The following is a 19,878-nucleotide window of genomic DNA, read 5'->3' on the forward strand; positions in this document are numbered from 1 at the left end:
ATCTGCGTCACAGCGATGGCGATGGCCCGCCACCGCGGACTGACCCGCCGGGCGGCCCGAATCCCCTGCGTACGCTAGGTGCCGATGAGAACGACGGTCTTCGGCCATCCGCTGCGCAGCGTCGCCTTCGACGTGGTCGTCGCCGCGCCGGTGATGCTTGTCAGTGCAGCCGGTGCCCCGGTCCAGCCCGGTGGCTGGCAGGCCGCCGCGATCGGGGCGGCGATGGGCGCCGCCCTGCTGGCGCGTCGGGCCCGACCGGTGGCGGTGACCGCCGTCGTGGCGGTGCTGGCCTTCGTCCAGGTCGCCCTGGGCTGGGCGCCGCTGCCGTACGACCTGGCGGTGCTGATCGCGCTCTACAGCGTGGTCAAGTACGCCGACCGGCTGCGGCCCGGGGTGATCGCCGGACTGGTCGCCGTCGGCGGGGCGGTGTTCGCCGCGGTCCGCACCTCCACCCCGGGCATCTGGTACTTCACCGCCATCTTCTACGCCCTGGTCATCGGCGCGGTCTGGTTGTTCGCCCTGAACGTCCGTACCCGCCGGTTGTACGTGCTCAGCCTGGAGGAGCGGGCCGCGACGCTGGAACGGGAACGGGAGGCGGAGGCCCGGGCGGCGGTGGCCGAGGAGCGCACCCGCATCGCCCGGGAACTGCACGACGTGGTGGCCCACAGCATGGCCGTCATGATCGCCCAGGCGGACGGGGCCCGGTACGTGCTCGACAGCAGCCCGGAGACCGCCCGCGAGGCGGTCCGGACCGTGGCGGACACCGGCCGCCGCGCCCTGGACGACATGCGCCGCCTGGTCGGCGTACTCCGGGAACCGCAACCGCCCGCCGACGCCCCGCATGCGCCCGCCGCCGAACCGGCCCACCGGCGTCCGGTCGTGGCCGAACTGCCCGCCCTGCTGCAGCGTTTCCGCGACGCCGGGCTGCGGGTGGGATACACAGTCACCGACCTGCCCAACCCGCTGCCCCCGGCACTCGAACTGACCCTGTACCGCCTGGTGCAGGAGGCCCTCACCAACACCCTCAAGCACGCCGGGCCGGGCGCACAGGTGCAGGTCGAGTTGGCCCACGTCGGCGGTGCCGTCACGCTGCGGGTCACCGACGACGGGCAGGGCCGCACCCCGGCCGGTCCGCCGCCGTCGGGCGGTCACGGCCTCGTCGGGATGCGCGAACGCGTGTCGGTGTACGACGGCACCCTCACCGCCGGTCCGCGGCTGGCCGGGGGCTGGCAGGTGCTGGCGCGGCTGCCGCTACCGTCGTCGCCGACAGCGGAGGTGGTCGCGGCATGACCGTGCGGGTGGTGATCGTGGACGACCAGGCGTTGGTTCGCGCCGGGTTCCGGATGGTGCTCGACTCCCAGCCCGACCTGGAGGTGGTGGGCGAGGCGATCGACGGTGCCGACGCGCTGCGCCTGCTCTCCCGGGTCGAGGCGGACGTGGTGGTGATGGACATCCGGATGCCCACCATGGACGGGGTGGAGGCCACCCGCCGGCTCTGCGCCGACCGTCCCGCCGGCCCACCGCGGGTGCTGGTGCTGACCACCTTCGACACCGAGGCCGACGCGTTCGCCGCGCTGCGCGCCGGGGCCAGCGGCTTCCTGCTCAAGAACGTGCCGCCGGAGGAACTGCTCGCCGCGATCCGGGTCGTCGCCGAGGGTGACTCGGTGGTCGCCCCGTCGATCACCCGACGGCTGCTCGACCGGTTCGCCGGTCAACTCGGCACCACCCCCGGCGAGGACCCCCGCCTGGCCCAGCTCACCGAGCGGGAACGGGAGATCCTGCTGCTGGTGGCGCAGGGGCTGGCCAACGCCGAGATCGCCGAACGGGTGCACGTCGCCGAGGCGACGGTGAAGACCCACGTCGGGCGGATCCTGGCCAAACTCCAGCTCCGCGACCGGGTGCAGGCGGTGGTGCTGGCCTACGAGAGCGGGCTGGTCGTGCCCGGTGCGGAGTCCGGGCGTACGACCTGAGGCGTACGGGTTGCTTCGGTCCGGGGCCACCTGGGTCGTACCCAGGTCGAGCGCGCAGGTTGATCTCCACCGGTCGTGATCTCCGTAGCGTCTGAAGACGTCAGAGATCACCTCCTGCTCGGAGAATCCACGTGTCCCTCGCACCGCCCGTCCACGTCACCGCCGGCGTCGCCGTCACCGCCCACGGCCTGCGCAAGCAGTACGGCACCGGGGAGGCCGCCGTCGTCGCCCTCGACGACGTCGACGTCACCTTCGCCGCCGGCCGGTTCACCGCCATCATGGGCCCCTCCGGCTCCGGCAAGTCGACCCTGATGCACTGCCTGGCGGGCCTGGACCGGCCCACCGCCGGCACCGTACGCATCGGCGACGCGGAACTGGGCAGCCTCGACGACCGGCGGCTGACCCTGCTGCGCCGGGACCGGGTCGGCTTCGTGTTCCAGCGCTTCAACCTGCTGCCCGCGCTCAGCACCGAGGAGAACATCCTGCTGCCGTTGGCCATCGCCGGCCGGCGACCGGAACCCGACTGGTTCCGCCAGGTGGTCGCCGCCGTCGGGCTGACCGACCGGCTGCGGCACCGACCGGCCGAGTTGTCCGGTGGCCAGCAGCAGCGGGTCGCGGTGGCCCGCGCGCTGGTCACCAAGCCGTGGGTGGTCTTCGCCGACGAGCCCACCGGCAACCTCGACTCCCGGGCCGGCAACGAGGTGCTGCGGCTGCTGCGCGAGGCGGTGGACACCCTGGGACAGACGGTGGTGATGGTCACCCACGACCCGACCGCCGCCGCCCACGCCGACCAGGTGGTCTTCCTCGCCGACGGCCGGCTGGTCCGCGACCTGACCGCACCGACCGCCGAGCGGATCCTCGACGTGCTCGCCCACCTGGACCCCGGTGCCGACCGGGCCGGTGACGCCGTCGCGGCGCAGCGGGGGCGGTGACCCGTGCTGCGTCTGACCCTGCGCTCCATGCGCGCCGATCTCGCGCGCATGCTGATGTCCACCCTCGCCGTCGTCCTCGGCGTGTCCTTCATCGCCGGAACGTTGATCTTCGTCGACGGCATGCGGGCCGGCGCCTACGACCGGGCAGCCACCTTCGACCGGCACACCGACGTCGGCGTGTACCCCGATCCGGACGTCGACACCGACCCGGATCTGATCGACGCCGCGCTCGTCGAGAAGGTGCGCGCAATCGAGGGCGTCCGGGCCGCGGCGGCGGAACTGGTCGGCACCGGCGGGGTGGTGGGCGCCGACGGCCGTCCGGTGCTCGGCTTCGGGGTGCTCGTCGCCGTCCCCGCCGAGCCTGCCCTGCAGTCCTACGACGTGCTGGCCGGGCGGCTGCCCGAACGGGCCGGCGAGGCGGTGCTCGACGAGCGGACCGTCGCCGACGAGGGATTCGCCGTCGGCACCGAGGTGCGGGTCGGCGGTGCCGGCGGTGCGGCCGAGCCGTACACCCTGGTCGGTGTGGTCGACGTGGCCGGCACCTCGCGGGACATCGGCGGGCCGTTCATCGGGCTGTTCGGGCCCGAAGCGCTCGCCGCCACCGAGCAGTCGGGTTACCACCGGATCCTCGTCGCGGCCGAGCCGGGCGTCGCCGACGAGGCGCTCGCCGCACGGATCGCCGAGGTCACCGGCGCCGGTACGACGGTGCACACCCGGGCGGAGATCCTCGACGCCGCCGTCGACGACGCGGTACGCGACGTCAACCAGTTCAACATGGTGCTGCTCGTCTTCACCGCGGTGGCGGTGCTGGTGGCGGCGTTCGTCATCGCCAACACGTTCACCATCGTGCTGGCCCAGCGCACCCGACGGACGGCCCTGCTGCGGCTGGTCGGCGCCACCCGGGGACAGGTGTTCCGGGCGACCCTGCTGGAGTCCGCGGTGCTCGGCCTGGTCGCCTCGGCAGTCGGTGTGCTGATCGGCATCGGCATGGCCGCCGCGCTGAGCGCCCTGATGAACAGCCTGGACATTGCGCTCAACGGCGAGTTGACGGTCACCGCCACCACGGTGCTCGGCAGCCTCGTCATCGGCACCGTGCTCACCGTCGGCGCCGCCCTCGTACCGGCCTGGCAGGGCACCCGGGTCGCCCCGGTGGCCGCGCTGACCGACGCCGCCCTCCAGGTCACCCGGACCGCCGGCCGACTGCGCCTGATCTTCGGCGGGCTGGTCCTCGCGGCCGGCGTCGCGGCCCTGGCCGGCGCGGGCGGCACCGGGCAGATCGCGCTTGTCGCCCTCGGCGGGATGCTGAGCTTCTTCGGCATCGTGCTGTTCGGTCCGGTGCTGGTGCCGGCGCTGGTCCGGATGTTCGGCGTCGTCGCCCGACGGGCCTTCGGGATCACCGCCGGCCTCGCGGTGGCCAACGCGGTCCGCAACCCCCGCCGGGTCGCCGCCACCGCCACCGCCCTGGTGATCGGGATCGGCCTGGTCTCGTCCTTCGTGGTGGGTGCCCACAGCACCAAGGCCGTCATCGAACGCAGCGTGGACGCCCAGATCGGGGTGGACTTCGTGGTGACCGGCATCGGCGGGGACCTGCCCGCCGGGGTGGTCGACGCGCTGGCCGCCCGGCCCGAGCTGGGCGTGGTGCACGAGCAGCGGTCCCGCATCGTCGACGAGGGCAGGATCCGCGCGGCCGATCCGGCGCTTGTCGAGCGTCAGCTGGAGAGCGTGCTGGCCGGGCAGGTCGGCAGCTTCGGGCCGGGCCGGGTGCTGGTGCACCGGGAGTTGGCCGCCGAGCGTGGCTGGTCGCCCGGTGACCGGATCGACCTGCACGGGCACTCGTTCGAGGTGGCCGCCGTGGTCGTCGGCCCGGATGCCGCCGACGGGCCGGTGTCGCCCGGTCGCGTCGTCGAGCTGGTCGCCGCCGACTTCACCCGGCTCTTCCCCGACGAGCGCGGCTACCTGGTCGAGATCGAGCCGGCCGAGGGGGTGTCGTCGGCGGCGGCCCGGGACGTGATCGAATCGGTGCTGGCCGACTATCCGACGGTCAACCTGATGGACCAGGCGGCGTACAAGCGGATGCTGACAAGCACCGTGGACATGCTGCTCGCGTTCGTGGTGGCGTTGCTCGGCCTGGCCGTGGTGATCGCCCTGGTGGGTGTGGCGAACACGCTGAGCCTGTCGGTGCTGGAGCGGACCCGGGAGAACGCGGTCCTGCGGGCCGTCGGCCTGACCCGGGGACGGATGCGCGCGATGCTCGCCGTCGAGGCCGTCCTCACCGCGCTGGTCGGCGCGCTGCTCGGCGTCGCCCTGGGCACCGCGGTCACCGGCTCGGCGATGGCGATGCTGGCCAGCCTCAGCGGCGGCTTCATGCTGGCCGTGCCGTGGGGGCAGCTCGGCGGCATCCTCGCCGTCGCGGTGCTGGCCGCGCTGGCCGCCTCGGTGCTGCCCGCCCGCCGCGCGCTGCGTCGACCGGTGGTGGAGGCGCTCGCGGACCTGTGACGGCGTACGAACGGCCCCCGCCGAACCCGGCGGGGGCCGTTGCGTTGCCGTTGCCCTAGAGGCGTTCCACGTTCGGGCCGGAGCAGCGGTTGCGGGCGTCGAAGACGTACCGGGCGTGCCGTTCGACCAGGGCGTAGTCGAACACGTCGTGGTCGGTGATCACGACCACGCAGTCGGCCTCGCGGATCTCCCGCTCGCTGAGGTCCACGGTCAGCACCCCGTCGGGCAGGTGGTTCGCCGCGGCGTACGGCTCGACCGCGCGAACCTGGGCGCCGAGCTCGCGCAACCGCCGGGTCACGTCGACCGCCGGGGAGTCCCGCATGTCACCGGTGTTGGGCTTGTACGCCAGCCCGAGCACCAGCAGCCGGGCGCCGCTGACCGCCTTACCGGAGCGGTTCAGCCCGGCCATCACCCGCTGCGCGACGTGTTCGGGCATCTCGTGGTTGATGTCGTTGGCCAGCTCGATGAACCGGAACTGCCGCCCGAGCCGCCGCTTGACCTGCCAGGACAGGTAGCAGGGGTCGATCGGCAGGCAGTGCCCGCCGACGCCGGGGCCCGGCTTGAAGGGCATGAAACCGAACGGCTTGGTCTCCGCCGCCTCGATCGCCTGCCACACGTCGATGTCCAGCTGGTGCGAGAGCATCGTCAGCTCGTTGACCAGGGCGATGTTGACCTGGCGGAAGGTGTTCTCGATCAGCTTGGTCAGCTCGGCCACCTGGGTGGAGTCCACCGGGACGGTGCGCTCCACCAGCCGCCGGTAGAAGCCGTCGACACGGTCCAGCGCGGCCGGGTCCATCCCGGAGACCACCTTGGGGGTGTTCTCCAGCCGCCAGGTGCGGTTGCCCGGGTCGATCCGCTCCGGGCTGTAGCCGAGGTGGAAGTCGCCGGGGCTGCGCAGCCCGCTGGCCGACTCCAGCAGCGGCCGGAGCAGCTCCTCGGTGGTACCCGGGTAGGTGGTCGACTCGAGGATGACCGTGCAGCCCGGACGCAGGTACGGCGCGATCGCCGTGCCGGCCTCCTCGACGAAGCTCAGGTCGGGAGTGCCGTCGCGCAGCGGCGTGGGCACGGTGATCACGCAGAAGTCGAAGTCCTTGGCGTCGGCGTACTCGCTGCTCGGGCGGTACCGCCCGGTCGCCGTTGCCCGACCGAGCCGGTCAGCCGGAATGTCCGAGACGAACGACTCACCCGAAGCGAGCCGCTTCACCCGATCGGTGTCGACGTCGAGTCCCACGACGTCGAAGCCCGCCTCGACGGCTCGCATGGCCAGCGGTAGGCCGACGTACCCCTGGCCGACGACGACCAGCTTCTCCACACTCATCCGGGCTCCCGAACGTCAGGCGGTAATTGCTGGTAGGAGCCTAAGGTGAATTATGATGCCGGGTGTCCGTTTTGGGGATTCCGGGGCTGTTGGTGTGGTTGGGTCGATCTGGTGCGGGTCAGCTGGCCTCGGCATCGTCCTCGGGCGGGGTGTCGCCGCCGGGCGGTGCGGTCGTCGGGGCCGGCGCTGAGGTCGGCGGTGTCGCGGGCTCCGTGGCGGGGGTGCTGGTGACGGGACCGGGAGCGGGAGTGTCGGTGCTCGGCGCCGGGTCGGGTGACTCGGGCTCGCTCGACTCGCTGGGCGTCCCGGTGCTGGGTGAGGCCGAGGGCGAATCGGTCGCCTTGCCCGTCGAGCCCGCCGGCCGGTACGGCGGCACCCGTGCCGGCCTGCTCTCCGTCGCGTCCGACGGCTCCTCGGCCTCGACGACCGAACCGGTGGCCGGGACGCTGCTCGGCACCTGCACCGCCGGGGTGTTGGCGTGGCGGGCTGCGCCGAGCGCCGCGCCGAGCGCGACGAGACCCACCACCACCGCGGTGAGCGCGCCGACAAGCGTGCCGCGCCCGCGGCGCGAACGCGAGCCGGCCGGTACGGCCTGCGCCACCGTGTTCGCCGTGCGGGTGTCCGGTCCGGGACCGCGTACCGCCGCCGGCACCATAGCGGTGGGCAGGGAGCTGTCGGAGACCGCGCTGCGGGCCGCCTCCGCCATCGCCGCGCCGCTGCTGAAGCGGTCCGCGGGATCCTTGGCGAGGGCACGTTCGACCAGGGCCCGCACCGCTTCCGGAATGTCGTGGGGCAGCTCCGGCGGCGGGTCGTCGAGGTGCCGTACGGCGACCTGGAGCGGGTTGTCGCCGGTGAACGGCGGGCTGCCGATGAGGCAGCAGTAGGCGACCGCGCCGAGCGCGTACAGGTCGGTCGCTCCGGAGACGGGTCGTCCCGCAGCCTGCTCGGGGGCCATGTAGAGGGCGGTGCCCGGCACCGCGTTCGTGCTGGTGATGCTGGTCACATTGACCGATCGGGCGACGCCGAAGTCGACGAGTACGACCGTCCCGTCCTCCTGGACCAGCAGGTTGCTCGGCTTGACGTCACGGTGCACGATGCCGCGCTGGTGTGCGGCGTGCAGTGCCTGTGCCGCCTGGGCCACCACGGACATGGTCTCGGCGACGTCCAGACGACCCTCGGCCTCGATCCGCTTCGACAACGGTTGGCCGGTGACGAACTCCATCACCAGGTAGTCGGCCCGCCCGCCGCCGGCCAGGTCGTCCTCGCCGCAGTCGAAGACCTGCACGATGCCCGGGTGACGCAGCGCCGCCATCATCCGGGCCTCGGCGCGGAAACGGGCGATGAAATCGGGGTCGGACACCAGCGCGGGCAGCAGCACCTTGATCGCGACCTGCCGGCCGAGGATCAGGTCGGTGCCTCGCCAGACATCGCCCATGCCGCCGGTGGCGACGCGTTCGTCCAAGCGGTATCGACCGCTGAGTACGACCTCCGAAGACAACACGGCACCACCGTACCCATGATGAGCCTGATCGGCGCGCCGGCGGCCCGGCTGCGGGAGGCCTCCCGACGGGCCGCGATGAGCGTACGGCACCCGATGGTGACCACCGGTGACGAGGTGATTGCACGGCGCATTTCGGGTCGGCTCGGGTTCCGCGACCGGTGGTTGTGGTCGGCGGTGCTGTCGGGAACAATCCGCTTCCGGGCCACAACGGCCCGGAAGCGAGCAGGTCGACGGGGGCGGGGTGCGGGGAACGGTGCCAGCCCGGACAATCGACCCGTGCCCGCTGCGCCTGTGGTTCGGGCGACCCATGGAAGGACCGGTAGAACGGAAGCGGCAAGGCCATGTCCGGTGAACTGAGTCAGGCCGTCGAGGCGGCTCAGGCCGGCGACGAGGAGGCGTTCCGTTTCCTCTACCGCAGCCTCCAGCCCGGGCTGCTGCGCTACCTGACCGCCCTGGTCGGCGCCGACGCCGCCGAGGACGTCGCCTCGGAGACCTGGTTGCAGGTGGCGCGCGACCTGCCGAACTTCAGCGGTGGGGAGTTTCGTGCCTGGGCCGTCACCATCGCCCGGAACCGGGCCATGGATCACCTGCGGCGGCAACGCCGTCGCCCCGCGTTGCCCGTGCCGGTGCAGGAACTCAGCGAACTGGCCGGGGACGCCGACACGGCCGAGCGGGCCGGGGAGAGCATCGGCACCGAGGCCGCCCTCGCCATGATCGCCAGCCTTCCGCCCCGGGAGGCGGAGGCGGTGCTGCTGCGTGCCGTCGTCGGGCTCGACGCCGAGACCGCCGGGCGGGTCCTCGGCCGCCGGGCCGGGGCGGTGCGTACCGCCGCGCACCGCGGCCTGCGTCGGCTGGCGCTGATGCTGGGTCAGCCGACCGAGGAGTGCGACGAGCCCGCCGCGACACGGGCCACGCCGCCACTTCCGCGTACCGCTTCACAGACGCCGCATGCCGAGCCGGTGGACGGCTGACGTGAGGGGACTACGCATGTACCTGCGGCGGTTGGACGGCACCGGAGTGCCGACCGACCACGACCACCTGCTCGACGCCGCGCGTGAACCACGCCCCACGGCTGGGCCGTCCGACTCGCCGGATCCGGTCGCCGGGCTGCTGCGGGCCGCCGCCGCCCCGCCCCGCCCGGCGGAACTCGTCGGCGAGGAGAAGGCGCTCGCCGCCTTCCGGGCCGCCCGGCAGGCCGGCCTGACCGCTCCACCGTCCCGCCCCACGCGCCGGCGGCGGTTCACCGCCGGCGTCGTGGTCTGGATCGCCGGGGTGGCCGCCACCGCCACCGCCGGTGCCGCCCTGGCGGCGGTACGGCTCGACTGGCCGCACGAGCGGTCGGCGCCGCCGTCGACCCCGATCACCCGTCCCGTCGCGCCGTCGCCGAGCGCAGCGGGCGGGCAACCCGATCGGGGTGGCGGCACCCCGTCCCAGGGCGTGCCCGGCGCCGCCCCCACCGCCTCCCCGGGAGTCACCCCCGGCGTCAGCGCCGAGCCGACCGAGGGCGCGCCGGACCCGACGACGTCGGCCTCGCCCACACCCGAACCGCCTCAGCAGCGTGAGCCGGCGGTGGACCGTACGGTGCAGGCCGGCCCGGGCAACTCCGACAACACCGCCGACCGGCCAGGGCTCTGCAAGGCATACCTGTCGAAGCCGGAGCGCCAGCGGGAGAAGGCGCTGAGGACCCCCGCGTTCAGCGAGTTGGTGGTCGCGGCCGGCGGTGCCGACAACGTACTGGCGTACTGCCAGGCGGTGCTGGCCGAGACCGACCCGGAGTGGCTGGCCAGACACGGTCCCGCCGCCGGGTCCACCGACGCGGCGGGACTCCTCCCGGCTGCCCTGCGGAGGATTTCCCCTTGACGTTCGGTTGATGCCTGCTAGACAGAAGGTGGCGGTCCGCCGATGTCACAGGTACGGGTTACCGTGACTGACAGGGCTGAGCCGGCAGCGCCGAAGGGAGCCGTCGCATGGTGCCAAGGGGAGCCGTCGCATGGTGATGTCACCGGAGCTGGACCGGGTCCAGGAGCTGCGTGATCGCGCTGCGGCCGCCCGGCATCTCGCCCGGATCTGCTTCAAGACCGGCCCACCGACCTACACCGGCGTCGAGCTCGAATGGACTGTCCACGATGCCGTCGACCCGACCCGTCCCGTCGACGCCGAGCGGCTGCGCGCGGCGCTCGGGCCCTACAGCCCCACCACGTTGGATCCGACCAGCCCCGCGCTGCGACTGTTGCACGGCGGCGCGGTGACCGTCGAGCCGGGTGGCCAGGTGGAGATCTCCACCCCACCGCGCGCCTCCGTGGCGGCCCTGATCGAGGCCACCCAGTCCGACATCGACCAGGTCGCCCGCCTGCTGGGCGCCGCCGGTCTGCGGCTGGGCGGCACCGGAATCGATCCCCACCGTCCGCCCGGAGCGTTGCTCGACACTCCTCGCTACCGCGCCATGCGTCTGGCCTTCGACAGACGTGGCCCGGCCGGGCGCACGATGATGTACGGCACCGCGGGCCTACAGGTCTGCCTGGATGCGGGCGAACCGGGTCAGGTGGCGGCCCGCTGGGCGGTGGTGCACATGATCGGGCCACCACTGCTGGCCGCCTTCGCCACCTCAGGCAGACACGCCGGCCGGGACACCGGCTGGGCCTCGGCCCGCATGGGCGCGTGGCTGCGCATCGACCCGGCTCGTACCGCCGCGGTCTGGGACCCCGGCCGACCCGACCAGGATCCGGTCGCCGCCTGGACCGCGTATGTGCTCGCCGCGCCGTTGCTCTGCGTCCGCGAACCCGACGGCGACTGGACCGCGCCACCGGGCGTCACCTTCGCCGACTGGCTCGACGGGGCGCTGCCCCGCCCACCCACCGTCGACGACCTCGACTATCACGCGAGCACGCTCTTTCCGCCGGTGCGCCCGCGTGGCTACCTCGAACTGCGCTACCTGGACGCCCAGCCGGGCCGGGACTGGACACTCCCGCTCGCGGTGCTCGCTGCCCTGCTCGCCGACGCCGAGACGATCGACTCGGCCGTCGCGGTGGCGGCGCCGGTGGCCGACAGGTGGCAGAGCGCGGCCCGGCACGGCCTGGGCGACCCGGCCCTGGCCTCGGCCGCCGCCGCCCTGTTCGACCTGGCCCGGGCGGCACTGCCGCGGCTCGACCTGCCGGCGGAACTGCACGACGACATCGACCGAGGGCTGCGCCGACGGCGGGCCGCGGCACGAAGGAGGCAAGGGTGACCCACACCGTGACCGAAGGGGCGGACGCCGAGGCACTGCGCAGCCGGATCGCCGCGGAACTGGAACGCACCCGGGCCCGGACCGCCCTGCTGACCGAGGTGGTGGACGACGCCGACCTGATGCGCCAACACTCGCCGCTGATGTCCCCGCTGGTGTGGGACCTGGCCCACGTGGGCAACCAGGAGGAGCTCTGGCTGGTGCGCGACGTCGGCGGCCGGGAGCCGGTGCGGTGCGACATCGACGACCTGTACGACGCCTTCAAGCAGCCCCGCCGGGACCGCCCCTCGTTGCCGCTGCTGCCGCCGACCGAGGCACGGGCGTACGTGGCCACCGTCCGGGACAAGGTCTTCGACCTGCTCGACCGGGTCGCCTTCGACAGCCGTCCACTTGTCGCCGACGGTTTCGCCTTCGGCATGATCGTGCAGCACGAGCAGCAGCACGACGAGACCATGCTCGCCACCCACCAGTTGCGGTCCGGGCCGGCGGTGCTGCAGGCGCCGCCGCCACCCGAACCGACCGTACGGCCCGCCGCGGAGGTGCTGGTGCCGGCCGGCCCGTTCGTGATGGGCACCGACGCCGACCCGTGGGCACTGGACAACGAGCGTCCCGGCCACCGGGTGGAGCTGCCTGCGTACCTCATCGACGCCACGCCGGTGACGAACGGGGCGTACGCCGAGTTCATCGCCGACGGCGGGTACGACGATCCGCGCTGGTGGAGCGAGCGGGGCTGGCAGCACCGTCAGGAGGCCGGGCTGAGCGCGCCGCTGCACTGGCGGCGTGACGGCGACGGGTGGGCGTACCGGCGCTTCGGCCGGTGGGCCCCGGTCCGCGCCGACGAGCCGGTGGTGCACGTCTGCTACCACGAGGCGCAGGCGTACGCCAGCTGGGCGGGCAAGCGACTGCCCACCGAGGCGGAGTGGGAGAAGGCGGCCCGCTGGGATCCGGCCACCGGCCGCTCCCGGCGCTACCCGTGGGGTGACGACGACCCGACCTCGGCGCACGCCAACCTGGGGCAGCGGCACCTGTGGCCGGCGCCCGTCGGCGCCTATCCGGCCGGTGCCTCGCCGCTGGGCGTGCACCAGCTCATCGGCGACGTGTGGGAGTGGACCTCCAGCACCTTCCGGGGCTACCCGGGTTTCGTCGCCTTCCCGTACCGCGAATATTCGGAGGTCTTCTTCGGCGACGACCACCAGGTGCTGCGGGGTGGTTCCTTCGGCACCGACCGGGCGGCCTGCCGGGGCACGTTCCGCAACTGGGACTACCCCATCCGGCGGCAGATCTTCAGCGGCTTCCGCTGCGCCCGCGACGCCGACGCCGAGCAGGCCCGCCGGTGACGGTGGGCTGATGTGCCGCCACCTGGTCTACCTGGGACCACCGGTGACCCTGCGCGAGGTGCTCCTCGATCCGCCGTACTCGCTGCTGCGTCAGTCCTGGGCCCCCCGCGACATGCGCGGCGGGGGGACGATCAACGCCGACGGGTTCGGTGTCGGCTGGTATCCGGGCGACGGCCCGCCGGTGCGGTACCGGCGGGCGCAGCCGATCTGGAGCGATCCGACAATCGCCGACCTCGCGGCGGTCACCTCGACCACGGCGGTGCTGGCCGCGGTGCGTTCCGCCACGGTCGGCATGGCGGTCGTCGACGGCGCCGCCGCCCCGTTCACCGAGGGCCGGTGGCTGTTCAGCCACAACGGCGTGGTGCGTGGCTGGCCGGACTCGATGGTGCCGCTCGCCGCCGAACTACCCGTACGCGACCTGCTCACGCTCGACGCGACGACCGACTCGGCGCTGCTGTGGGCGTTGGTGCGGCACCGGCTGCGCGCGGGCGTCGCACCGCAGCAGGCGGTCGCCGAGACGGTCACCCGGGTCGCCGCGGCCGCCCCCGGTTCCCGGCTCAACCTGCTGCTCACCGACGGGCACACGGCGGTCGCCACGACCGTCGGGCACGCGTTGTCCCTGCGGGCCACACCCGCATCGGTGCTGCTCGCCTCCGAGCCGCACGACGACGACCCGGGTTGGCGAGAGGTGCCGGACGGCCACCTCGTGCAGGCCACCGCGACCGTGGTGCGCCAGTGGGCGCTCACCGGGCCGTGAACCACCCGGACGAACCGACAAGCATCACCGAAAGGAAGCAGATGAGCGCCGAACCGCTGGAGATACACCTGGACGACCGGGACGTGGCCGAGAGCCTGCGTCGGGACGTACGCGTGGGGCTGAGCGCCGAGGCGAAGTGGCTGCCCCCGAAGTGGTTCTACGACACCCGGGGCAGTGAACTGTTCGACGAGATCACCCGGCTGCCGGAGTACTACCCGACCCGGGCCGAGCGGGCCGTGCTGGCCGAACACGCGGCCGAGATCGCCGAGTCGACAGGTGCGAAGACGCTTATCGAGCTCGGGTCCGGGTCGTCGGAGAAGACCCGGCTGCTCCTGGACGCCTTCACCCGCCGGGGCGGCCTGGGCACGTTCGTCCCGCTGGACGTGTCGGTAAGCGCGCTGCGGGGCTCCACCGCCGCTCTCGCGGCCGACTATGCCGGGCTGCGGGTACGCGGCATCGTCGGTGATTTCACCCGCGACCTGCATCGGCTGCCGGCCGGTGGGCGACGGCTGGTGATCTTCCTCGGCGGCACCATCGGCAACCTGTTGCCGGCCGAGCGGGCCGAGTTCCTGACCCGGATGCGGGCCGCCCTGGAGGTGGGGGACTGGTTCCTGGTCGGCACCGACCTGGTCAAGGACCCGTCGGTGATCGTGCCCGCCTACGACGACGCGGCGGGGGTGACCGCCGAGTTCAACCGCAACGTGCTGCGGGTGCTGAACCGGGAACTCGGTGCCGACTTCGATCCGGAGGCCTTCGACCATGTCGCGCTCTGGGATCCGGAGCAGGAGTGGATCGAGATGCGACTGCGGGCGCAACGACCGATGCGGGTCCAGGTGCTGGACATGGCTGTCGATTTCGCCGTCGGCGAGCAGATGCGGACCGAGGTGTCGGCGAAGTTCCGCCCCGAGGGGATCGCCGCCGAACTGGCTGCGGCCGGGTTGCCCGCGTACCGGTTCTGGACCGACCCGGACGGCCTGTTCGGGGTGACCCTGGCCCGCGCCGACTGACCCCTGCCGGGGGGTGCGCGACGCGTCCGCCGGGCCTCGACGCCAGCCACCCCACCCGGCCGTCCGACCCTCGGGTGGTCGGCTAGGCTGGGCGCAGCGAAGGGGAGTAGCCCGCAACATCGTGGTCGACATACTGGTGCGTTCCGCATCCGGCCACGGGGCCTCGCGCAGCGAGGCGGGCGAGACCTTCGACCAGGCTGTACACAGCCGGGTCGAGGGCATCCCCGTACCTCCTCCCGGCATGATCCGGAAGGATGTCATGGAGGGGTTCCTCGTCGCGCTGGCCGTCAGCTTCGGCGTGATCTTCGTTGCGGAGCTGGGAGACAAGTCCCAGCTCATGGCGCTGGCTTTCGCCACCAGATATCGCACCATGCCGATTCTGATCGGCATCACCGTCGCCACCGCCGTGGTGCACCTGGCCTCGGTGGCCATCGGGTACGGCCTCGGCTCGGCCCTGCCGACCGGCTGGATCTCACTGCTGGCGGGTGTGGCCTTCATCGGCTTCGGGCTGTGGACCCTGCGCGGTGACAGCCTCACCGAGGAGGACAAGCGCAAGGCCGCCCGGGGCGGAAAGTCCGCGGTGCTCACCGTCGGTGTCGCGTTCTTCCTCGCCGAACTCGGCGACAAGACGATGCTCGCCACGATCACCCTGGCCACCCAGTACGGGTGGTTCGGCACCTGGGTCGGTTCGACGATCGGCATGGTGGCCGCCGACGCGCTCGCCATCATCGTCGGCCGGCTGCTCGGCCGGAAGCTGCCGGAACGGACCATCAAGTACGGTGCCGCCGCGCTGTTCGCGATCAGCGGCATCTGGTTGATCATCGACGCGCTCACCGAACTGCTCTGAACGGCCGCCCCGGCACCGACTACCCGGGTGCCGGCCGGGTAAGGCGCCGGGGTGAACGTCGAGGAGGTTGTCGACCGCGGTCACCAGCTCGTGGTGACCGCGGTCGAGCTGGTCGGTGTCGTGGTGATCGTCGCGGGGGTGGGCTGGGCGGCGCTGCGGTTCGTGGTCGACGGGCTGCGGTGCCGCGACGCCGTGGTGTTCACCCGGATCCGGCTGACCCTGGGCCGCTTCCTCGTTCTGGGCCTGGAGTTCCAGTTGGCCGCGGACATCCTGCGTACCGCGTTGTCGCCGACGTTCGCCCAGATCGGTCAGCTCGCCGCGGTCGCGGCCATCCGGACCGGCCTGAACCGTGTCCTGCGCAAGGAGATCGAGCAGGAGCAACGGCAGGTGGAGAAGCCCCGGGAAGCGACACGATGATCGGGGCCCTGGCCGCGGTGGTCGGCGCGCTCGGCGTGCTCAGCGCCGGTGTGGCGCTGCTCGCCACCCGGTCGGTGCCGACGGCTGTCGAGGTGCTGCTGGACATGCTTGTCGCCGCCGGGCTGGTGCGGCTGGCCGGTGGGACGTCCTGGTCGGGTCTGGCGGCGGTGGTCGTGCTCGTGGCGGTGCGTCGGATGCTGCGGGCCGGGCTGCTCGCCGACGACCGCTGGCGGGCCTCGGCACGCCGACGCCCGGCCGGGCAGGCCGACCGGGCGTCGAGCCGGTGAGACGTCAGGCGTCGGGTCGTTGGTAGACGTCCGGCACGCCGTCCTGGTCGAGGTCGACCTGCTCCTTCATGGCGATCAACCGGTAGGCCCGGTTGCGGCGGACCAGGACCACTGTGGCCAGCAGCGCCGAGATCAGCGATCCGGCCAGCACCGCGGCCTTGACGTTGGCGCCCGCCATGCTCTCGGCACCGAACGCCAGTTCGCCGATGAGCAGCGAGACGGTGAACCCGATGCCCGCCAGCAGCGACACACCGAGCAGGTCCGACCAGGTGATGTCCTCGTCGAGTCGGGCCCGGGTGAACCGGGCCAGCAGGAACGTGGAGCCGAGGATGCCGACGGTCTTACCGACCACGAGACCGAGCACGATGCCGATCACGATCGGATCGCTTGCCACCGCACCCAGGTCGGCGCCGCGCAGCGAGACCCCGGCGGCGAAGAACGCGAACACCGGTACGGCGAAGCCGGCCGAGATCGGCCGCCACTTGTGCTCCAGGTGTTCGGCCAGACCCGGCGCGGGACGTCCGTCGCGGCCCTTGCCGGCGAGCACCGGCACGGTGAAACCGAGCAGCACGCCGGCCACCGTGGCGTGCACCCCGGAGGAGTGCACCAGGGTCCAGGCGATCACCGCCAACGGGATGAGTGCCCACCACCAGGTGCGCCGCCGCTGCACGAGCAGCGCGAACAACGCGATGGGCGCGATGGCGCCGAGCAGCGGGAGCACGTTGAAGTCGTCGGTGTAGAAGATCGCGATGATGGTGATCGCGAGCAGGTCGTCGACCACTGCCAGGGTGAGCAGGAAGGCACGCAGCCCCTGCGGCAGGTACGCCCCGATCACCGCCAGCACGGCCAGCGCGAAGGCGATGTCCGTCGCCGTGGGGATCGCCCAGCCGCGTAGCCCCTCGCCGCCGGCGGTGATGTTGACGGCGACGTAGATGAGTGCGGGCAGCGCCATGCCGCCGACCGCCGCCACGACCGGCAGCGCGGCCCGGCGTGGGTCGCGTAGCTCGCCGGCGACGAACTCGCGTTTGAGTTCGAGGCCGACCACGAAGAAGAAGATCGCCAGCAGCCCGTCGGCGGCCCAGGCGGCGAGGTCGAGGTCCAGGTGCAGCGCCGAGCCGCCGGGCCACGGCACCCATCGCCCCAGCTCGCTGTAGGAGTCCCCCCACGGGGAGTTGGCCCAGATCAGCGCGATTACCGCACCGACCAGCAGGAGGGCGCCACCGACGGTCTCCGTGCGCAGCACGTCGGCCAGGAAGCGGGCCTCCGGCCAGGAGGTACGGGAGAAGAGGCGGCGCACGCCGCGGTGTTGCGGGCGTGGGTCGTGGTCGGTCATGCGCAGATTCCACCTGTCGATCGGGGAGTACGGATCTCGTCGCCGACCAGACTTCCCGGCACACCGGCCACGACCTTATCCCCTGGCGGAGGCGGGCGCGAGAGCGGCGATCGGGCGACCCCCATCCGGCCACCGGCTCGTCGATGTCTCCCTGCGTCAAACCGCATCTTTTCCGCGGCGAGGGCGATTCCGACGGACGCTCGGTCCGGTTGGGCATGGGGGAGCGGAGTCGCCGCCAGGAAAACGCCTAACTCCGGACACAGGCCACATAAGCCGCTTTAATGGTTTCACGAGATTCAGTCGACCTTGGGGGTTTTCGTGAAGTTCTTTGGCGTTACCGGGCCGATCCGGAGGCGTGCCTGATGGACCTGTTGCGCCAGCTGCGCCTCGTGCGGCAGCACTGGTGGATCGTCCTGGTCACCGTCATGGTGGCGCTCGGCGTGACCGCCTTGATCACGGTCCGGGCGCAGCCCCGCTACGTCGCCTCGGTCACCTTCTTCGTCACCACCCCGAGCCAGGGCGTCACCGACGCCTACCAGGGCGGCCTGTTTCTCCAGCAGCGGGTCAAGTCGTACGCCGAACTGCTGACAAGTGACCGCCTGGCGCAGAGTGCCGCCGCCGATCGGCAGGTCGGGCTGACCGCCGAGGAGATCCAGCGCAGGGTGAGCACCTCCACCGAGAACGGCACAGTCCTGCTGCGGGCCTCGGTGACCGACACCGACCAGGCGCGGGCGCTGCGAGTCACCGAGGCGCTGTCGGCGAACTTCGTGGAACTCGTCCAGAAGGTCGAGACCAAGCCGGACGGCTCTGCCGGCCCGATCAAGATCGAGGTGGTGAGCGGCCCGCGCGTCACGCCCAGCCCGGTCTCCCCGCAGCCGGTCCGCAACACCGTCATCGGCGCCCTGCTCGGCCTGCTGGCCGGTGTCGGCCTGGCGGTGCTGCGCGGGATGGCCGACGTCCGGTTGCGCGACGCCGCCGCGTTGCGGCGGGTCACCGGCAGCCCGTTGCTCGGTGAGATCCCGCTGGACGGCAGCGCCCGGGTGGCCCCGCTGATCGTCGGGGACGCCGCGACCTCGGCCCGGGCCGAGGCGATCCGCAAGCTGCGGACCAACCTGCGCTTCGTCGACGTGCACGAACCGGCCCGGGTCATCGCCGTCACCAGCGCGCTGCAGGGCGAGGGCAAGACCACCCTGTCGTGCAACCTGGCGATCGCCCTGGCCGAGGCGGGCTGGCGGGTGCTGCTTGTCGACGCCGACCTGCGTCGGCCCAAGGTCGGCCACTATCTGGGCGTCGACTCCGGGGTCGGACTGACCGACGTGCTGGTCGGCGACGTGCACGTCGGCGACGTGGTGCAGCGGTGGGGCGACAAGTCCCTGCTCGTACTGCCCAGCGGCTCGGCACCGCCCAACCCGAGCGAACTGCTCGGCTCCAAGGCCATGTCGGATCTGCTGCTGGCACTGCGCGAGTCGGCCGACATCGTGATCATCGACACCGCCCCGCTGCTCGCCGTCACCGACGGCGTGGTGGTGGCCGTGCAGGCCGACGGCGCGCTGCTGGTCAGCCAGCAGGGACGCACCTCGCGGGCACAGGTGGCCGCCGCCGCCCGGGCCCTGCACTCGGTCTCCGTACGGCTGCTCGGCTGCGTGCTCAACATGGCGCGGGTGCCCAAGACCGACGCCTACCAGTACGAGGCCTACCGAGTGGTGACGGACGCCGCGTCGACGTCGGCAGCGCGGTCCTCGGCCGGCCGGCACGCCGAGCGTCGAGGCGCTGCCGAGCCGGTCGACCACACCCAGGAACTCACCCGGCTGTCCCGATGAGCACCGCCAGTGGTCGCAGCGACCGTTCGATCTCCTCCGCGCAGCGCCGGAACTGCTCAGGCGTGCCGGCGACGGGGTCGGGCAGGTCGTCGGCGTCGCCGGGAGCGGGTTGCAGCCGCGCCCGAGCCAGCGTGGCGGCGGTGACCGCGGCGGCCAGCGGACCGTCCTGCTCGGTCAGCGGCGGCTCGACGGCCGCGGCCAGGCGGCCGAACTGGCGCAGGGTGAACGTCCGATGCAGCGCGGCCGGCGCCATCGCGGTACAGACCGAACGCTGGCGGCGGGTCGCCGTGAGCACCAGTACCGCGTCGGTGAGGTGCTCCGCTGCCAGCCGTCGGGTGCGAAAGGTCTCCGGATCCGCACCGGCCTCGGCGACGACGGCCGCCGCGTACGGGTGCATGGCGCGTCCTGCCACCGCGTCCGTGCCGGCGCTGGCCACGGTCACCGGCAGCCCGGCGAGCATGCGGCGCGCGGTGTACTCGGCCATCGGTGACCGGCACAGGTTGGCGTGGCAGACGAACAGAACTGCGTTGACCATCGGGAACCCTCTCGACGAGGCGGCCGCACACGCTGGCGCCGCAACGAAGGACGGCCGCCACCGGCACCCGTCCCGGGAGGGGTTGCCGGCATCGTACG

Annotated in this window: 18 protein-coding genes; 14 read left to right on the forward strand and 4 right to left on the reverse strand. The window is 72.7% G+C overall.

Annotated elements, in window-relative coordinates; genetic code table 11:
• Window positions 1–84: 84 nt before the first annotated feature.
• The 4 genes from C1A38_RS03255 (at window position 85) to C1A38_RS03270 (ending at window position 5,398) form a co-directional block, all read left to right on the forward strand.
• Complete coding sequence (locus C1A38_RS03255) at window positions 85–1,290, forward strand: sensor histidine kinase (RefSeq protein ID WP_102656329.1); 1,206 nt, start codon at window positions 85–87, stop codon at window positions 1,288–1,290.
• The gene (locus C1A38_RS03260; RefSeq protein WP_102656330.1) at window positions 1,287–1,970 is read left to right on the forward strand and encodes a response regulator; all 684 of its coding nucleotides are present in this window, start codon (window positions 1,287–1,289) and stop codon (window positions 1,968–1,970) included. Before C1A38_RS03255 ends, C1A38_RS03260 begins: the two co-directional genes overlap by 4 nt.
• Before the next feature lie 131 nt (window positions 1,971–2,101).
• A complete protein-coding gene (locus tag C1A38_RS03265; protein ID WP_102656331.1) occupies window positions 2,102–2,902 on the forward strand; it encodes an ABC transporter ATP-binding protein in 801 nt (266 codons plus the stop codon).
• A 27-nt stretch (window positions 2,903–2,929) separates the two neighbouring features.
• Complete coding sequence (locus C1A38_RS03270; protein ID WP_353505505.1) at window positions 2,930–5,398, forward strand: ABC transporter permease; 2,469 nt, start codon at window positions 2,930–2,932, stop codon at window positions 5,396–5,398.
• A 55-nt stretch (window positions 5,399–5,453) separates the two neighbouring features.
• Here C1A38_RS03270 and C1A38_RS03275 read toward each other — a convergent pair whose 3' ends face one another.
• Both C1A38_RS03275 and C1A38_RS03280 read right to left on the reverse strand, forming a co-directional pair.
• Complete coding sequence (locus tag C1A38_RS03275) at window positions 5,454–6,716, reverse strand: nucleotide sugar dehydrogenase (protein ID WP_102656333.1); 1,263 nt, start codon at window positions 6,714–6,716, stop codon at window positions 5,454–5,456.
• Between the two features lie 118 nt (window positions 6,717–6,834).
• Window positions 6,835–8,217 carry a serine/threonine-protein kinase gene (locus C1A38_RS03280; RefSeq protein WP_102656334.1) on the reverse strand — a complete coding sequence of 461 codons (1,383 nt, stop codon included), beginning with the start codon at window positions 8,215–8,217 and terminating at the stop codon, window positions 6,835–6,837.
• A 341-nt stretch (window positions 8,218–8,558) separates the two neighbouring features.
• On the opposite strand from C1A38_RS03280, the gene C1A38_RS03285 reads away from it, so the two are divergent.
• The 9 genes from C1A38_RS03285 to C1A38_RS03325 all read left to right on the forward strand — a co-directional run bounded on the left by C1A38_RS03285 (window position 8,559) and on the right by C1A38_RS03325 (window position 16,092).
• Window positions 8,559–9,188, forward strand: a complete 630-nt coding sequence (locus tag C1A38_RS03285) for an RNA polymerase sigma factor (RefSeq protein ID WP_102656335.1) — start codon at window positions 8,559–8,561, stop codon at window positions 9,186–9,188.
• A 1-nt stretch (window position 9,189) separates the two neighbouring features.
• Window positions 9,190–10,077, forward strand: a complete 888-nt coding sequence (locus tag C1A38_RS03290) for a hypothetical protein (protein ID WP_146017417.1) — start codon at window positions 9,190–9,192, stop codon at window positions 10,075–10,077.
• Between the two features lie 130 nt (window positions 10,078–10,207).
• Window positions 10,208–11,443, forward strand: a complete 1,236-nt coding sequence (gene egtA / locus C1A38_RS03295; protein WP_102656337.1) for an ergothioneine biosynthesis glutamate--cysteine ligase EgtA — start codon at window positions 10,208–10,210, stop codon at window positions 11,441–11,443.
• Window positions 11,440–12,777: an ergothioneine biosynthesis protein EgtB gene (gene egtB, locus C1A38_RS03300; protein WP_373306977.1), complete on the forward strand. Its 1,338-nt coding sequence runs from the start codon at window positions 11,440–11,442 to the stop codon at window positions 12,775–12,777. Before egtA ends, egtB begins: the two co-directional genes overlap by 4 nt.
• A gap of 10 nt (window positions 12,778–12,787) precedes the next feature.
• Window positions 12,788–13,534 (forward strand): ergothioneine biosynthesis protein EgtC, encoded by a 747-nt coding sequence (gene egtC / locus C1A38_RS03305; RefSeq protein WP_102656338.1) that lies wholly within the window; start codon window positions 12,788–12,790, stop codon window positions 13,532–13,534.
• Between the two features lie 41 nt (window positions 13,535–13,575).
• Window positions 13,576–14,541 (forward strand): L-histidine N(alpha)-methyltransferase, encoded by a 966-nt coding sequence (gene egtD, locus C1A38_RS03310; RefSeq protein WP_102656398.1) that lies wholly within the window; start codon window positions 13,576–13,578, stop codon window positions 14,539–14,541.
• Between the two features lie 259 nt (window positions 14,542–14,800).
• On the forward strand, window positions 14,801–15,388 hold the full coding sequence (locus C1A38_RS03315) for a TMEM165/GDT1 family protein (protein WP_102656399.1): 588 nt from the start codon (window positions 14,801–14,803) through the stop codon (window positions 15,386–15,388).
• Between the two features lie 51 nt (window positions 15,389–15,439).
• Window positions 15,440–15,805, forward strand: a complete 366-nt coding sequence (locus tag C1A38_RS03320; protein ID WP_102656339.1) for a DUF1622 domain-containing protein — start codon at window positions 15,440–15,442, stop codon at window positions 15,803–15,805.
• Window positions 15,802–16,092, forward strand: a complete 291-nt coding sequence (locus C1A38_RS03325) for a hypothetical protein (protein ID WP_102656340.1) — start codon at window positions 15,802–15,804, stop codon at window positions 16,090–16,092. Before C1A38_RS03320 ends, C1A38_RS03325 begins: the two co-directional genes overlap by 4 nt.
• Window positions 16,093–16,096: 4 nt before the next feature.
• On the opposite strand, the gene nhaA is transcribed toward C1A38_RS03325, so the two are convergent.
• Window positions 16,097–17,425 carry a Na+/H+ antiporter NhaA gene (gene nhaA, locus C1A38_RS03330; RefSeq protein ID WP_102656341.1) on the reverse strand — a complete coding sequence of 443 codons (1,329 nt, stop codon included), beginning with the start codon at window positions 17,423–17,425 and terminating at the stop codon, window positions 16,097–16,099.
• A 362-nt stretch (window positions 17,426–17,787) separates the two neighbouring features.
• Between nhaA and C1A38_RS03335 the strand changes: the two genes are divergently transcribed.
• A complete protein-coding gene (locus tag C1A38_RS03335) occupies window positions 17,788–19,245 on the forward strand; it encodes a tyrosine-protein kinase domain-containing protein (RefSeq protein ID WP_102656342.1) in 1,458 nt (485 codons plus the stop codon).
• Here the strand turns inward: C1A38_RS03335 and C1A38_RS03340 are convergent.
• Window positions 19,226–19,780: an arsenate reductase/protein-tyrosine-phosphatase family protein gene (locus C1A38_RS03340; protein WP_102656343.1), complete on the reverse strand. Its 555-nt coding sequence runs from the start codon at window positions 19,778–19,780 to the stop codon at window positions 19,226–19,228. The two genes, C1A38_RS03335 and C1A38_RS03340, sit on opposite strands and share 20 nt — an antisense overlap.
• Window positions 19,781–19,878: the final 98 nt, after the last annotated feature.

Origin of the sequence: Verrucosispora sp. ts21 (genome assembly GCF_002879555.1) — a bacterium.
Lineage (GTDB): Bacteria > Actinomycetota > Actinomycetes > Mycobacteriales > Micromonosporaceae > Micromonospora > Micromonospora gifhornensis.